At 75.0% G+C, this 14,528-nt stretch carries 14 protein-coding genes; 4 read left to right on the top strand and 10 right to left on the bottom strand.

Features of this window, described 5'->3' with window-relative positions:
- Window positions 1-10: 10 nt before the first annotated feature.
- Genes ASF50_RS00170 through mftA form a run of 6 tightly spaced genes read right to left on the bottom strand, consistent with a single transcriptional unit; the run spans window position 11 to window position 4,641 of the window.
- Window positions 11-784: a mycofactocin-coupled SDR family oxidoreductase gene (locus ASF50_RS00170; protein ID WP_056863035.1), complete on the bottom strand. Its 774-nt coding sequence runs from the start codon at window positions 782-784 to the stop codon at window positions 11-13.
- A complete protein-coding gene (gene mftE, locus ASF50_RS00165) occupies window positions 781-1,542 on the bottom strand; it encodes a mycofactocin biosynthesis peptidyl-dipeptidase MftE (RefSeq protein WP_056903112.1) in 762 nt (253 codons plus the stop codon). Before mftE ends, ASF50_RS00170 begins: the two co-directional genes overlap by 4 nt.
- Window positions 1,543-1,550: 8 nt before the next feature.
- Complete coding sequence (gene mftD / locus ASF50_RS00160) at window positions 1,551-2,840, bottom strand: pre-mycofactocin synthase MftD (RefSeq protein ID WP_056903111.1); 1,290 nt, start codon at window positions 2,838-2,840, stop codon at window positions 1,551-1,553.
- A 9-nt stretch (window positions 2,841-2,849) separates the two neighbouring features.
- Window positions 2,850-4,250 (bottom strand): mycofactocin radical SAM maturase, encoded by a 1,401-nt coding sequence (gene mftC, locus ASF50_RS00155; protein ID WP_082502572.1) that lies wholly within the window; start codon window positions 4,248-4,250, stop codon window positions 2,850-2,852.
- The gene (mftB, locus tag ASF50_RS00150) at window positions 4,247-4,537 is read right to left on the bottom strand and encodes a mycofactocin biosynthesis chaperone MftB (protein ID WP_056863032.1); all 291 of its coding nucleotides are present in this window, start codon (window positions 4,535-4,537) and stop codon (window positions 4,247-4,249) included. The genes mftC and mftB overlap by 4 nt, the downstream gene beginning before the upstream one ends.
- A complete protein-coding gene (gene mftA, locus ASF50_RS19525; RefSeq protein ID WP_082502570.1) occupies window positions 4,522-4,641 on the bottom strand; it encodes a mycofactocin precursor MftA in 120 nt (39 codons plus the stop codon). The genes mftB and mftA overlap by 16 nt, the downstream gene beginning before the upstream one ends.
- Window positions 4,642-4,829: 188 nt before the next feature.
- On the opposite strand from mftA, the gene mftR reads away from it, so the two are divergent.
- Entirely contained in the window at window positions 4,830-5,429 is a 600-nt protein-coding gene (gene mftR, locus ASF50_RS00145) for a mycofactocin system transcriptional regulator (protein ID WP_235557501.1), read from the top strand.
- A 139-nt stretch (window positions 5,430-5,568) separates the two neighbouring features.
- Here mftR and ASF50_RS00140 read toward each other — a convergent pair whose 3' ends face one another.
- On the bottom strand, window positions 5,569-6,357 hold the full coding sequence (locus ASF50_RS00140) for a siderophore-interacting protein (protein ID WP_056903110.1): 789 nt from the start codon (window positions 6,355-6,357) through the stop codon (window positions 5,569-5,571).
- A 427-nt stretch (window positions 6,358-6,784) separates the two neighbouring features.
- Complete coding sequence (locus ASF50_RS18680) at window positions 6,785-6,952, bottom strand: hypothetical protein (protein WP_156697762.1); 168 nt, start codon at window positions 6,950-6,952, stop codon at window positions 6,785-6,787.
- A gap of 158 nt (window positions 6,953-7,110) precedes the next feature.
- Here ASF50_RS18680 and ASF50_RS00135 point away from each other — a divergent pair, with 158 nt between their 5' ends.
- The 3 genes from ASF50_RS00135 to ASF50_RS00120 all read left to right on the top strand — a co-directional run bounded on the left by ASF50_RS00135 (window position 7,111) and on the right by ASF50_RS00120 (window position 11,523).
- Window positions 7,111-9,279 (top strand): ATP-binding protein, encoded by a 2,169-nt coding sequence (locus tag ASF50_RS00135; protein WP_056903109.1) that lies wholly within the window; start codon window positions 7,111-7,113, stop codon window positions 9,277-9,279.
- Between the two features lie 434 nt (window positions 9,280-9,713).
- Window positions 9,714-11,123, top strand: coding sequence for a pyruvoyl-dependent arginine decarboxylase (locus ASF50_RS19345; protein WP_200920008.1), 1,410 nt, complete (start codon window positions 9,714-9,716; stop codon window positions 11,121-11,123).
- A 31-nt stretch (window positions 11,124-11,154) separates the two neighbouring features.
- Window positions 11,155-11,523, top strand: a complete 369-nt coding sequence (locus tag ASF50_RS00120; protein WP_056903108.1) for a response regulator — start codon at window positions 11,155-11,157, stop codon at window positions 11,521-11,523.
- 328 nt (window positions 11,524-11,851) lie between these two features.
- On the opposite strand, the gene ASF50_RS00115 is transcribed toward ASF50_RS00120, so the two are convergent.
- Window positions 11,852-12,886, bottom strand: a complete 1,035-nt coding sequence (locus ASF50_RS00115; protein ID WP_056904140.1) for a zinc-binding dehydrogenase — start codon at window positions 12,884-12,886, stop codon at window positions 11,852-11,854.
- An 11-nt stretch (window positions 12,887-12,897) separates the two neighbouring features.
- On the bottom strand, window positions 12,898-14,496 hold the full coding sequence (locus tag ASF50_RS00110) for a flavin-containing monooxygenase (RefSeq protein ID WP_156718010.1): 1,599 nt from the start codon (window positions 14,494-14,496) through the stop codon (window positions 12,898-12,900).
- Window positions 14,497-14,528: the final 32 nt, after the last annotated feature.

Below are 14,528 nucleotides of genomic sequence, written 5' to 3'. Positions count from 1 at the left end.
CGCGGGACCCTCATCCGGGGAAGCCGCCGTCGGCGTGGACGACGCCGCCGTGGAGCACGGCGCCGGCCGGCGAGCAGCAGAAGGCGATGGTCGCGGCGAGCTCCTCGGGCTCCAGCGGTCGGCGCAGCAGCTGGTGGGCGGCGAGGGCGGCGACGTCGGTGTCGTAGAGCGCGGCGGTCTGCTCGAGCATGGGGGTGCGGGTGGAGCCCGGCGAGACGGCCACGGCGGTGACGCCGGTGCCGACGAGGTCGGCGGCCAGACCCTTCACGAGGCCGACCACGGCGTGCTTGACCGCGTTGTAGCCCGCCATCCGGAAGAGGCCGTGGGTGCCGGCCGCCGACGCGACCGCCACGAACCGGCAGCCCGACGGGTCGGGCCCGGCCAGCATCGCGGGCACGCTCACGGCGGCGGTGAGCCACACTCCGCGGGCGTCGACGTCCCAGAGCAGGTCGAGCTCCTCGTCGGGGGTCTCCCACAGCGCTCGTCCCCCCGCGACCACGGCCGCTGCGGCGACCACGGCGTCGAGGCGGCCCCAGCGCTCCAGCACCCGGGCGACGGCGGCGGCGAGGGCGGCGCGGTCGCGCACGTCGGCGACGCACGCCTCGACCTCGGGCCAGGGCGCCACCACGGCGTCGAGGTCGGCCCGCGTCGGCAGGGCGTACGGCGACGCCTCGGGGCCGGCGCACGCGTCGAGCGCGAGCACCGCCCAGCCGTCCTCGGCCAGGCGCGCGACGGTCGCAGCGCCGATGCCGCGGGCCGCGCCGGTGACCAGGGCGACCCTCACGCGGGGGCCCCGGCGGGCTGCGCCGCAGCGGTGCCCTCGCGCGCGAGGCGCTCCACCACGTCGCGCGCCATCGCCTCGAGCACCCGCTCGCCCTCCGCGGCGCTCGCGCCCGCGGGGTCGCCGAGCACGCCGTTGGCCGAGACCGCGCCGACTCCCCCGCTCCGCAGGGCGGGCAGCAGCTCGTGCACCGGCGTCGTGTTGCCGGCCACCGCGCGGTCGAGGCGCACCGACGCGGGGCGCAGGTGGAGCATCAGCGAGGTCTCGGTGTAGCCGGCGTGGGCGTCGACCTCCTCGGTCGCGCAGGGCGCCCAGGTGACGTCGTGACCCTCCGCGCGCAGCTGGCGCAGCGCCGCACCGAGGGCCTGGAGGTTGCCGCCGTGGGCGTTGACGAAGACCACCCGGCCGGCCCACGTGCGCAGCGAGCGGGTGAGCTCGACCAGGAGGGTGCGGAGCGCGTCGGTGCCGATCGAGGCGGTGCCGGCGAACATCTGGTGCTCCCCGCTCGCGGCGTAGACCACCGGCGGCGCGACCCACAGGTCGCCCGACCCGTCGGGGTCGAGCAGCTCGGCCACCCGGCGGGCGACGGCGTCGGCGATCGCGGCGTCGGTGTCGAGCGGGAGGTGCGGGCCGTGCTGCTCCAGCGACCCCAGCGGCACGAGCACCGTCGGGGTCGCCGGGAGGTCGGGCCAGGTGGCGTCGGCCAGGTCACGGCGGTCGACCGGCGTCGCGACGCCGGCCGGCGCGGGGTGCGGGTCCACCGGGGCCCTCAGTGGTGGACCGGGTCCGGGGCCGCGTCGGGGGCCCCCTCGGGGGTCGGCGCGTCGGCCGGCACGCCGAGGGCACGGACGAAGCCGTCGGGCACGACCAGCAGGTCGGGGGTGAGCTGGTCGATCGACGACAGACCCATGCCGAGCAGGGCGGAGTCGATGCCCGAGCGCAGCACGTCGAGCACGTTGCCGACGCCCTGCTCGCCGTTGGCGGCCAGGCCCCACAGGTAGGCGCGCCCGATCATGACCGCGCGGGCGCCCAGGGCCAGGGCCTTGACCACGTCGGAGCCGCGCCGGACGCCGCCGTCCATGAGCACCTCGACGTCGTGGCCGACGGCGTCGGCGATCGGCGCGATCACGCGGATGGTGGCCGGGGTGCCGTCGAGGTTGTTGCCGCCGTGGTTGGAGACCGAGATCGCCGTGACGCCGCAGTCGCGGGCCCGCAGGGCGTCGTCGACGCGGCAGACGCCCTTGAGCATGAACGGCATGCCGCTGAGCTGGGTCCACTGCTCGCGCATCCACGCGACGTCCTCCCAGGTGGGCGGGGTGGTGGTCATCCACTCGTAGTAGGCGCCGAAGAACGTCGGCCCCTTCGCCTGACCGGGAGGGGCGAGGTTGGGGGCGGTGAGGTCGGGGATCGTGCCCGTGCGGCCGAACTGGTAGAGCCAGCGCGCCTTGGTCGCCACCTGGGGCGCCATGCGCACCATCGTCCTCAGGTCGACCTTCTCGGGGATCTCGGGGCTGCCCCAGTCGCGGCCCATCGAGAACGACCAGTCGAGGGTGGCGATGAGGCCCTTGGCGCCGGCCTTCTTGGCCCGCTGCATGCGCTGGAGCATCACCTCGCGGTCGCCGGTCCAGTACATCTGGAAGAAGGTCTGGTCGTTGACCGCGCAGACCTCCTCCACCGACTTCGAGGCGAAGTTCGACAGCCCCATGACCGTGCCGCGCGACGCCGCCGCCCGGGCGACGGCGACCTCGCCGTCGGGGTGGACGGCCTGCACCCCGGTGGGGCTGATCACCACCGGCAGGGAGATCTGCTGCCCCATGACGGTGGTGGCCATCGAGCGCTCGGGCTGGTGGCCCGCGACGTGCGGGGCGAAGCCGATCTCGGCGAAGGCGGCCTGGTTGTCGGCGATGGTCTGGCCGCGCTCGGAGCCGGCCACGAGAGCGCCGTAGACCGGCGCGGGCAGGCGCTTGCGGGCCCGCTCCTGGGCCACCGCCACCGACTCGAACCACGGGTTCTGCTTCCAGGGGTTCTCCACCTTGGAGAGCCACTCGGGCTTGGTCATGGCGCTACCTCACTGCTCGGCGTGCGGGATCGACTGCGGGTCAGACTGCTGGACCGGCTGCTGGACCGACTGCTGGGGCGGCTGCTGGACCGGCTGCTGGGGCGGCGGGGGCACGAAGCCCGCGAGCGGGCTCTCCGCGCACGCCGAGACCGGCGGGGCCGACGGCAGGGTCAGGGTGTCGGGGCGCCGCCCGAGGGTCAGCATCACCGGCTGGTTGCGCGTCGGCGCGGTCTTGGAGTGGTCCTGGCTCGACGCAGGCACCTGGCGCCCACCGGCGGCGTCGAGGGCGACCAGCGCCTGCTCGCCGTAGCCCTGCACGCACTCGGGGTCGGGGCCGTCCATGGGCAGGCCGGTGAAGAACTTCGCGGCCATGCAGCCGCCGCGGCAGGTGTCGTAGAACTGGCAGCTCGCGCAGGCCCCGCCGGTCTGCGGCGCGCGCAGCCCGAGGAAGAGCTCGGAGGTCTGCCAGACCTTCTGGAAGCCGCCGTCGGCGAGCAGGTTGCCCGCGAGGAACTCGTCGTGGATGGCGAAGGGGCAGGCGTAGACGTCGCCGACGGGGTCGATGAGGCACACCACGCGCCCGGCGCCGCACAGGTTGAGCCCGGGCAGCGACTCGCCGTAGGCGGCGAGGTGGAAGAAGGAGTCGCCGGTGAGGACGTCCTCGCCGTGGGCGACCAGCCAGTCGTAGAGCTCGCGCTGCTGGTGGGGCAGCGGGTGCAGCTCGTCCCACACGTCGGCGCCGCGGCCGCTGGGGCGCAGCCGGGTGAGGCGCAGCGTCGCGCCGAAGCGGTCGGCGAGGGCCTTGAACTCGTCGAGCTGGCCGATGTTCTCCCGCGTGCAGACCACCGAGATCTTGGCGTCGGTGAAGCCGGCGTCCTGGAGGTTGGCCAGCGCGGTCAGCGCGGTGTCGTAGGAGCCCGGGCCGCGCACGTGGTCGTTGACCTCCGCGGTCGCGCCGTCGAGGGAGATCTGCACGTCGACGTAGCCGCCGAAGGCGGGCGAGGCCAGCAGCCGTGCGTTCTCCGGGGTCAGGCGCACGCCGTTGGTGGAGAACTTCACGCCGACCTGGTGGTCCACGGCGTACTGCAGCAGGTGCCAGAAGTCGGGGCGGATCGTGGGCTCGCCGCCGCCGACGTTGACGTAGAAGACCTGCATGCGCTGCAGCTCGTCGATGACCGCCTCGGCCTGCTCGGTGGTGAGCTCGCGGGGGTCTCGCCGGCCGCTGCTCGAGAGGCAGTGGGCGCACTCGAGGTTGCAGGCGTAGGTGAGCTCCCAGGTCAGGCAGATGGGGGCGTCGAGGCCGAGCTCGAACTGCTCGACCAGCGTGCCGCCGAGGGGGCGCTCCCGGGTGGTCGGGGCGGCGGGCGGGGTGGCGGGCGGGGTGGCGGGTCGGACGGGGGCGAGGGTCATGCGACGGCCTCCTGGGCGCGCGGGCGGATCATGTCGGAGTCGGCCAGGCCGCGCAGGGCCCCGGCGTACGCCGCGTGCTGCGGCTCGGGCACGCCGACGGCCTCGAGGGTCGTGCGGACGTCGGGGTGGTCGGCGAGGGCCCGGACCACTGCCACCAGCTCCGGGCGCTTGAGGAAGGTGAGCTTCCGGTTGCCGAAGTGGTAGGCCAGCGCACCGAAGGGCTCGGGTCGCAGGGCCACCGAGGGCGACAGGGTCCAGGCCTCGTCGAGCATCAGTACACGCCGCACATGCCGTCGATCGAGACCTCCTCGATGAGGCTCTCCGCGGTCAGGCCGGCCTCCGGGCCGGCGGCCTCGGGCGTGGTGTCCGGCGTGGTGTCCTCGGGGTTCATGGGTGCTCCTCTCGTGCTGCTGCGGATCGTGGTGCAGGTCACATCGGACGCTAATGGCACCCGTGGCCAAAACGCCAGGGGTCAGGGGCCCCGAATCCGGCGCGGCCTCAGAACCCTCCGAACGGGCAGGTGCCGCCGCCGCCCGGCCGCGCAGGGCCGCCGCGCGTCCGCGGGTGTACCTTGCGGCCGTGGTCGACGACAGCGCGCGCCGTCAGGGGCGACCGGTCGTCACCACCCACGCGGCCATCGAGCAGGCCGCCTTCCGACTCTTCGCCGAGCGCGGCTTCGAGGGCACCACGCTCGACGCGATCGCCGACGAGGTCGGCGTCGGGAGGCGGACCCTCTTCCGCTACTACCGCTCCAAGAACGACATCCCGTGGGGCCGCTTCGACCTCACCCTCGCGCGCTTCCGCCACCTGCTGGCCGACGCCCCGGCCGACGAGCCGCTGTGGCGCGGCGTGCACCGCGCCGTGCGCGCCTTCAACGAGTTCCCGCCCGCCGCCGACCCCACCCACGTCGACCGGATGCGGCTGATCCTGCGCACCCCGGCGCTCCAGGCGCACTCCGTGCTCCGCTACGCCGAGTGGCGCCAGGTCATCGCCGAGCACGTCGCCGCGCGCACCGGCACCCGCCCCGGCGACCTGCTCCCTCAGACCGTGGGCCAGGTCAGCCTCGCCCTCGCGCTCGCGGCGTACGACGTGTGGCTCGACGACCCCGCCCGCTCGCTGCCCGACCTGGTCGACGCCGCGATGCTCACCCTGCGCGCCCACCTCGACCCCACCGCCTGACCCCGGCGCCTGACCCCGATCCGCGCCGCCGGTGCGCGCCGCCGGTGCGCGCCGCCGGCGCCGGTGCCTGGCTGGCGTGGCGCGCGGATCGCACGCAGCCGGCGCGTGCGATCCGCGCGTCAGGCCCCGCCGGGCCGTGTCAGTCGCGCGGCTGGGCCTGCTTCCACTCGCGGAAGCCCTCCTCGGTGCGGCCCCGGCGCCAGTAGCCGGAGATCGACAGGTCGGCGCGGTCGACGCCGCGCTCGCCGAGCAGGTGGGGGCGCAGGCGACGCATCACCTCGCCCGCCTCGCCGTGCACGAAGGCACTGACCCGCCCGGGCGGCCAGTCGAGGGAGCGCACCGCGGCCTCGAGGGTGCCGCCGTCGCTGCGGTACGCCACGACCAGCTCGCCGTGCTCGTCGGGATCCAGCCGGGGAGCGTGCGCGGGCGACTCCACGAGCACGACGATCCGCACGACCGCGTCGGGCGGCAGAGCGGCCAGCGCGGCGGTCACCGCCGGCAGCGCCGACTCGTCGCCGACGAGCAGGTGCCAGTCGGCGGTGGGGTCGGGCGACCAGGCACCACCCGGGCCGTTGACCACCAGCGTGTCGCCCGGCGCGGCCCGCGCGGCCCACGGCCCCGCGACGCCCTCGTCGCCGTGCACCACGAAGTCGATGGCCAGCGTGCCGGTGGCGACGTCGGGGAAGAGCGCGGTGTAGGTGCGCACGACCGGCAGGTCCTCGGGGGCCATCGTGGTGCGCAGCGCCCGCAGGTCGAGCTCCTCCAGCGGCGCGGGGTAGGCGACGCCCGGGCGGGGCAGGACGAGCTTGACGTAGCGGTCGGTGTGGTGGCTGTCGGCGACGGCCGAGAGGTCGTCGCTGCGGAACCACACGCGGCGCAGGCCGCTCGGCGTGGTCTCGGCGCTGGTCACGGTGAGGCGGGTCGCCATGGCGCTCCTGGGTCGGTGGTCGTGGGCTGCCCCTCCTGCCTACCGCACCTGCCCAGCAGTGGTCCTCGAACCGGCTGTGGGGAGTCTGGGGATCCGGAGGGGGCTGCGGGTTTCACCGGCCGGCTGGCGAAACCCGCACCTGTCGGCCCACGCGTCGGCCGACAAGTGCGGGTCCGGGCCGACCGGTGGGACGCAGGAGGCTGATGGGACCAGCGGCCCAGCGGGTGCGCCGAGGGCGCGCACCGACGGGAGCCAGGCAGCGAGCGGGCGAGATCGGGACCGGCGTGGCCGCGAGCGGACCGGCGGAGCGCACCGGCGGAGCGGACCGGCGGAGCGGACCGGCGGAGCGGACCGAGCCCCCCGCTCCGGCAGGGCCGGGGCGGGGGGCTCGACGGGTGCCGCGGGTCGGCGGCAGGTCAGCGGCAGGTCAGCGGCGGCGGCCGGTGAGCTTGCCGAGGACGCTGCGCACGCCGCGGCCGATGGCCTCGTCCTGCGAGCGGCTGCCGCCCGTGGCGGTGCCCCCGACGGGACGACCGGTGGTGGCGCCGGTCGAGCGGCCGCGTCCGAGGACGCGCGAGACGATGCTGGTGATCATGGTGCTCCCTCCCGGGACGGCGACGGTGCCGTCCCGGAGCCCAGGATGGCGTGGCGGGACCTGCGACCGGACCACCCCCGGGGAGGACCCGGACGGCCACCACCGGCGGACCCGATCGGACGACGCCCGCCGGGCGGCGGCGCTGATAGCGTCGAGCCATGGACTCGGGGGGGCCGGCGCTCGGGCGCACGCACTTCGACACCGCGCGTGTCGTCGTCGCGGGCCTGCTGGTGCTGACCACCCTCCTGCTGCTGCCGTGGCTGCCGATGGGCGTGCGCGGCTCGGTCACGACCGTCGCGCTCCTCGCCGCGGGTGTGCTCGGCTCGGCCAGCGCGGCGCTGCGCGCTCGGCGTACGACGCCCCGCGACCGACGGCCGTGGCTGCTGCTGGCGATCGCCGGCGTCGCGGCCATCAGCGGCAACGCGTGGTCGGCGGCCATGGGGTCGGACCCCGTCTCCTCCCCCAGCGTCGTGGGCGACGGCCTCTTCGCGGTGGCGCTGCTCATCGCCACCGCCGGGCTGCTGTCCTTCCCCACCGCACGACGCCGCGGCGCCGAGCTGGTCGTGATGTTCCTCGACGGGCTGGTCGCGGGCGGCGCGCTGCTGCTCATCGTCTCCGTCCTGGTCTACCCCCAGCTGCTCGACTCCTCCGCGCGCGACGGGTCGGCAGCGCAGGCGCTCGCCCTGCTGCTGCCCCTGCTCGACGTCGTGCTGGCCACGGTCGCGGTGCTGCTGCTCCTGCGGGTCTCGCGCTCGCAGCGCCTCGGGCTCGGCCTAGTGGCCACCGGCTTCCTGCTCTACGCCGTGGGCGACCTGACCTTCGCCGTGCGCGCGGCCGAGGGCAGCTTCGTCTTCGGCACGGTGCTCGACCTCGGCTGGATCGCGGGCTACGCCTTCTTCGGGCTGGCCGCCTGGGCCCCCCTGCCCAGCGAGGACGAGGACACCGGTCGGGGCCTGCCGGAGTCGATCGGCACGATGGTGGTCTTCGCGGTGCTGCTCGTCGCCGCCGTGGTGCAGGTGACCCTCGGGGAGTCGCGCAACCCCAACGGCGCGCAGGCGGTGGCGTGGCTCGTGCTGATCGTCGCCGCCGGGGTGCGGCAGGTCCTGCTCACCGCCGACAACGCCGCCCTGCGGCGCGGGCTCGAGCGGCGGGTGGCCGAGCAGACCGAGCACCTGCGCCAGCTGGCCCGGCAGAACGAGCTGCTCCTCGACTCCGTCGGCGACGGCATCTACGGCGTCGACCGCGACGGCCGCGTCACCTTCCTCAACCCCTCGGCCGGCGAGGCCCTCGGCTACACCCTGGCCGAGCTGGAGGGACGACCGGCCCACCCGGTGCTGCACGCCACCACCGTCGAGGGACGCCTCGTGCCGTGGGAGGAGTGCCCGGTCTTCGCGGCGATGAGCACCGGGCAGGTGCAGGTGGCCGACGACGAGCTGCTGCGCCGCGCCGACGGCTCGACCTTCCCCGCCGACATGACCGCGGCGCCGCTCATCGACGACGACGAGGTGCTGGGCGGGGTCATCGTCTTCCGCGACGTCACCCAGCGCCGCGAGGTCGACCGGATCAAGGACGAGTTCCTCTCCGTCGTCAGCCACGAGCTGCGCACCCCGCTGACCTCCATCCGGGCCTCCCTGGAGATGGTCGCCGACGGCCACCTCGGTCCGCTGTCGGCCGGCGCGACCCGCATGGTCACCGTCGCGCTGGAGAGCAGCGAGCGCCTCTCCCGGCTGATCAACGACCTGCTCGACCTCGAGCGACTCGAGACCGGCGAGGCCACCCGCTCCCACACCGCCCAGCCCGCCCGCGACCTGCTCGAGGCCGCCGCCCGCCAGATCGAGGGCATGGCCGGGTCGCTCGGCGTCGGCATCGAGGTCGGTCGCGCCGACGGCGTCGTGCACGCCGACGCCGACCAGGTGATGCAGACCCTCACCAACCTCATCGGCAACGCCTGCAAGTTCTCCGAGCCCGGCTCCGTGGTCACCCTCGAGTCCGGTCCCACCGCCACCACCACCGCCATGGACACCGCCGCCGCCACCGCCACGGCCACCGCCACGGCGGGCCGGGCGGCCGAGACCGGCGCGGTGGTCGCGGGGCCGCAGGTGCTGTTCGAGGTGCGCGACCACGGTCGCGGCATCCCCGCCGACATGCTGAGCAGCGTCTTCGAGCGCTTCGAGCAGGTCGACTCCTCCGACACCCGCGAGAAGGGCGGCACCGGTCTCGGCCTGACCATCAGCCGCCAGATCGTCACCCGCCACGGCGGGCGGATCTGGATCGAGAGCGAGGTCGGCGTCGGCACGTCGGTGTTCTTCACCCTGCCCGCCGCCTGACCCTCCCCGCACCCCGGTCCGCCGCTCCCCCGGTCCACCGCCGGACCGCCGCTCCCCCGGGTCCACCGCCGGACCGCCGCCGCGCGCGGGGGGTGGCACGGAGTCGGACGGGCACAGTCGCCGCGGCCGACCCGCGCCGACCCGCCGACCCCCGCCGCGGCAGGCCGCCCGGCCCGCTCGCCCGACGTCGCGTGCCCCTGTGCCCGTCCGACCCGTCACGTCGCGGCGGCCGGGCACCCGGGGGGCCGATCGGGCAGCAGGGCATGGCCCGTCCGGGGGGTGCCGGCGCGCCGATCGACGGGGGCCGGTCGGTGCGCGGGAGAGCGCGGCGTACATAATTCCGATGACGGCACGACGTCGCCCCGGGCCGGGACGGTGGCGCACGCGGGTCGTCGACGCGTGCGGCGGGGACCGCAGCGGTCGACGGGAGACGCATGGGCCACGACACGACACTGCGCGCAGGACGCTCCGGCGAGGCGGCGCAGACCCTCGACATCACGGTGCGCACGGGATCGGGGTCGGGCCGCACCCCGCTGTCGGCCTTCGACGCGGCGCTCCAGGGCGCCGGCGTCGCCGACTTCAACCTCGTCACCCTCTCCTCGGTGATCCCGCCCGGCTCCCGCGTGCGCCAGGTCGGCGCCGACCTGCCCGGGGGCCACGGCGACGTGCTGTTCTGCGTGCGCGCCGAGGCCTACGCCGAGCGACCCGGCGAGACCGGCTGGGCCGGGCTGGGGTGGTGCGTCGACGCCGAGGGAGCCGGGCTGTTCGTGGAGCACCACGGCCCCACCGAGGAGTCGGTCCTGGAGCAGATCGAGCTCAGCCTGGCCGACATGAAGGCGACCCGCCGCGGCCACTACGGCGCGGTGCAGACGGCCGTCGCGTCGGTGACCTGCGTCGACCTGCCCGCGTGCGCGGTCGTCCTCGCGGCCTACCTCGTCTCGTCGTGGTTCGACCCCGCCGCCGTCACCGGCCCCCTCGCTCCCACGGCCTCCTCGGCCCCCGCGGGCCGCCCGTCCGGCGTCGCCCCGACCGTCGCGACCGCTCCGACGGTCCCGCCGGGCGTCGGCGGCGGGAGCGGCAGCACCCCGGGCGCCGGCGTGCCCGGGGTCGACCCGAGCGCCGCTGCGCCGGCGGGCCGGCACGACGGCGTCGTCACGACGGCGCTCGCCGCCCCACCCGAGCCGACCGAGGGCCGGGCGCGGGCCGCCGCCTTCGCGGCGGCGCCGGCGACGCGGCCGGTCGGGCGCGTGCGCCCGGGGCTGACGATCACGGTCGAGAAGGAGGTCGACGAGGCGACCTCCCAGCGCTACTACCGGCTCTACCGCGACACCTTCAGCGAGCTCGAGACCCTCGCCGCGGCGCGCCAGCTGCTGCACGAGGAGGAGTTCCACGCCGAGATGGTCGACCCGCGCGTGCAGAAGTGGGTGGCCTGGGACGAGGCCGGCGAGGCCGTGGGCATGGCCACCCTGACCGACGACCTCGACACCGTGCCGTGGATCAGCCCGGGCTTCCTGGCCGAGCGCTTCCCCGACCACGCCGCCCGCGGCGCGGTCTACTACCTCGGCTTCACCCTGGTCGCGCCGACCCACCGCAGTGCGCGGGTCTTCCACGCCATCATCGAGGAGATGGCGGCGCTGATGGTGGCCGAGCGGGCCGTGGCCGCCTGGGACATCTGCGCGTTCAACGACGACCGCCGGCTCAGCGGCAACGCGGGGCGGCTCCTCTCCCGGCTGGCCGAGGTCAGCATCGAGCCGGTGGACCTGCAGACCTACTACGCCGGCACCTTCCACGGCCCCAAGCAAAGAAGTGGCGGAAGGCCCGCGCTGGCGGCCGTGCGCGACTAGCCTGGCTCCTCCTGCTCTCGGAGGTACCCGCGTGTCCGCCCCCACGATCCTGGTCACCGACGACGACGAGGCGATCCGCGAGGTCGTCCAGATGACCCTGGAGATCATCGCCGGCTGGAGCGTGCTCACCGCCGCCAGCGGCGCCGAGGCCGTCGAGGTCGCCCGCGCCCACCAGCCCGACGCCGTCCTGATGGACATGATGATGCCGGGCATGAACGGCCTCGAGGCGACGGCCGCCCTCGCCGCCGACGAGGCCACCCGCCACATCCCGGTCGTGCTGCTGACGGCCAAGGCCCAGGTCGACGACGCCCCCGGCGTGCGGGGCGTCATCGCCAAGCCCTTCGCCGCCCGCGAGCTGCCCGCCCAGATGGCCGAGCTGCTGGGCTGGCCCGCGCCCTAGTCCGCCCCAGCGCGCCTCGGCCGCGCGGCTGCGGCCCCGGCTGAGGTCACCGCTGGCGCAATCGCGCGATCCACGCGCGCCAACCGCGCAATCGCGCGGCTGCGCAACTCCTGGACGGCCCAGGTGCTGCCGCACATCAGGGGCCGGCTCAAGGTTTGCGCCGCTTCGACGATCCGCCACCCCGCAAAACTGCACCAGCCGCGCAAACCCACCCGACCGCCCAACGACGACCCGCGCAATTGCGCGATCCACGCACACCGACCGCGCAATTGCACGATCCACGTGCAGCCACACCGGCGGGACCAGAGGTGGTGCGCGGACGGGGACGCTAGGGCTGCACGAGGATCCGCACGGGGCTGCCCTCGCGGTCCTTGAGCAGCCGGATTCCCTCGGCGACGTCCTCCAGCGGCACGATCCCGCTGATGGAGCGGCTCAGGTCGAGTCGTCCGGTGGAGACGAGCCGGGCGAGGACCCCTATGTCGGAGACGTCGTAGCCGAGGTGGCCGCGCACCTGCTTGCGGCTGAGGTTGAAGAGCATGCTCGGGCCCAGCGACCACTCCTCGCCGCTCATGCCGACACCGACCAGGCGCCCGCGCGAGCCGAGGCTGGCCAGGGCCTGGTCGAAGGTGACCTTCAGGCCGACCGCGTCGAAGGCGACGTCGAGCATCTGCCCGCCGGTGACCTCGGCGATCTTCGCGGCCAGGTCGGGGTCGCGGGAGTCCAGGGCGAGGTCGGCGCCGAGGTCGAGGGCGCGCTGGCGCACGGTCTTGTCGAGGTCGACGGCCACGATCGGGGTGGCCCCGACGAGGCGGGCCAGCTGCACGACGTGGGTGCCGACGCCGCCGGCGCCCCACACCCCGACCGACTCCCCGACGCGCACGTCGCCGGTGTGGACGACCGCGCCGTACGGCGTGGAGACGGCGTCGGCGAGGATCGCGGCCTGCTCCATCGAGACGTTGTCGGGGATCCGGGTCAGCCCGCCGGCCTGGGCGAGGGTGTACTCCGCCCAGGCCCCGTCGTAGGCGAAGGCCATGAGGGCGAGCTGGGTGCAGCTGCTGAAGTCGGAGCGCCGGCAGAAGGCGCAGCGACCGCACGGGCGGCCGGCGGCGGGCACGACCCGGTCCCCGACGGCCCAGCCCTCGACACCGGCGCCGAGCTCGGCGATGGTGCCCGAGGCCTCGTGGCCCTGGGTGATCACCGGCGGCCCCATGGCGGGGAAGGTGCCGTCGAGCAGGCTGAGGTCGGAGTGGCAGATGCCGCAGAACGCGACCTTCACCAGCACCTCGCCCGGGCCGGGGGTCGGCACGGGCACGTCGGTGACCTCGAAGGTCAGGGTGCGGGTGTCGAGGCGCTGGGCGCGCATCGTGCGGGCGCTCACCGGCCGGCTCCGACCGGCTGCGCGTCGCGGCGTACGGCGGAGCGCGGGGTGGTCCGCAGGGTCCGGCGCAGGTCGGCCCGCAGGGTGGTGAGCGAGTCGAGCACGTAGTTCTGCCGCACCCGCCACGGGCCGCTGTCGCCCTGGCGCGGGAAGGCGCCGATGGAGCGCTGGACGTAGCCGGAGGCGAGGTCGAGCAGCGGGCGCTCGGCGAGCTCGCGGTCGGGGTGGGGCTCGACGGCGGCGAGGTCGCGGTCGTCCATCCAGCGCAGCACCTTGCACACCAGCCGGTGCGACAGGTCGGCGCGCAGGGTCCAGGAGGCGTTGGTGTAGCCGATGCAGACGGCGAAGTTCGGCACGCCGGTCATCATGGCGCCCTGCCAGACGAACTGCTCCGAGAGCGGCACGGTCTCGCCGTCGACCTGGGGGCTGATCCCGCCGAAGGCCAGCAGCTGCAGGCCGGTGGCGGTGACGACGACGTCGGCCTCGAGCACGCGGCCCGAGCTGAGCCGCACGCCCTCGGGCACGAAGCGGTCGATGGTGTCGGTGACGACCTCGGCGTCACCGCCCTTGATCGCCTTGAAGAGGTCGGCGCTCGGGATGGCGCACAGGCGCTGGTCCCACGGGTCGTAGGAGGGCGTGAAGTGGTCGGCGACCAGCTGCTCGTCGCCGAGGACCTTGGTGGCCAGGCCCGTGAGGAGCTTGCGGGCGCGGTCGGGGTAGCGCCGGCAGAACTGGTAGAAGGCCGTGCCGAAGGCGATGTTCTTGCTGCGGATCAGGGTGTGGGCCAGGTCGGCGGGCAGGTGCTCGCGCAGCCAGTCGGCCTTGGTGTCGCGGCTGGGCACGGCGGAGATCCAGGTGGGGCTGCGCTGCAGCATCGTCACGTGGGCCGCGGCGCCGGAGCCGTCGACGCCCTCGTCGCCGGTGGAGTCGCGCAGCATCGAGGGCACCAGCGTGACCGCGGTGGCCCCGGAGCCGATGACGACCACGCGCTGCCCGGAGTAGTCGAGGTCCTCGGGCCAGAACTGCGGGTGCACCACGGTGCCGCCGAAGTCCGACAGGCCCGGCAGGTCGGGGGTGTAGGTCTCGTCGTAGTCGTAGTAGCCCGCGCAGGAGTAGAGGAAGTCGCAGGTCATCGTGGTCTCGACGCCGTCGCGCAGCAGGGTCAGCGTCCAGCGGGCCTCGGCGGTGGAGAAGTCGGCGCCGAGCACCTTGGTGCCGTAGCGGATGTGCTCGTCGATCCCGAACTCCTCCGCGGTCTCGCGGATGTAGCGCAGGATCGTGGGGCCGTCGGCGATCGACTTCGGCTCGCGCCAGGGCTTGAACTGGTAGCCCAGGGTGAACATGTCGGAGTCGGAGCGGATGCCGGGGTAGCGGAAGAGGTCCCACGTGCCGCCCATCGCCTCGCGCGACTCGAGCACGAGGTAGCTGCGGTCGGGCACCTCGGTCTGCAGGCGGTAGCCCGCGCCGATGCCGGAGAGGCCGGCGCCGACCACCACGACGTCGACGTGCGCGGGCAGCGGCTCGCGCGCGCCGGCGGTGCCGGTGTCGGAGTCAGTGCCCGCGGCGGTGCTGGGACGGGTGTCGGTGTCGCTCATACCTCCATGGTGCGCCGCCCGGCGCGCGCGTT

It is taken from the genome of Nocardioides sp. Leaf307 (assembly GCF_001423135.1).
Lineage (GTDB): Bacteria > Actinomycetota > Actinomycetes > Propionibacteriales > Nocardioidaceae > Nocardioides > Nocardioides kribbensis.
Note: the sequence above shows the minus strand (reverse complement) of the source record. Positions and strands in the feature narration are given on the sequence as shown.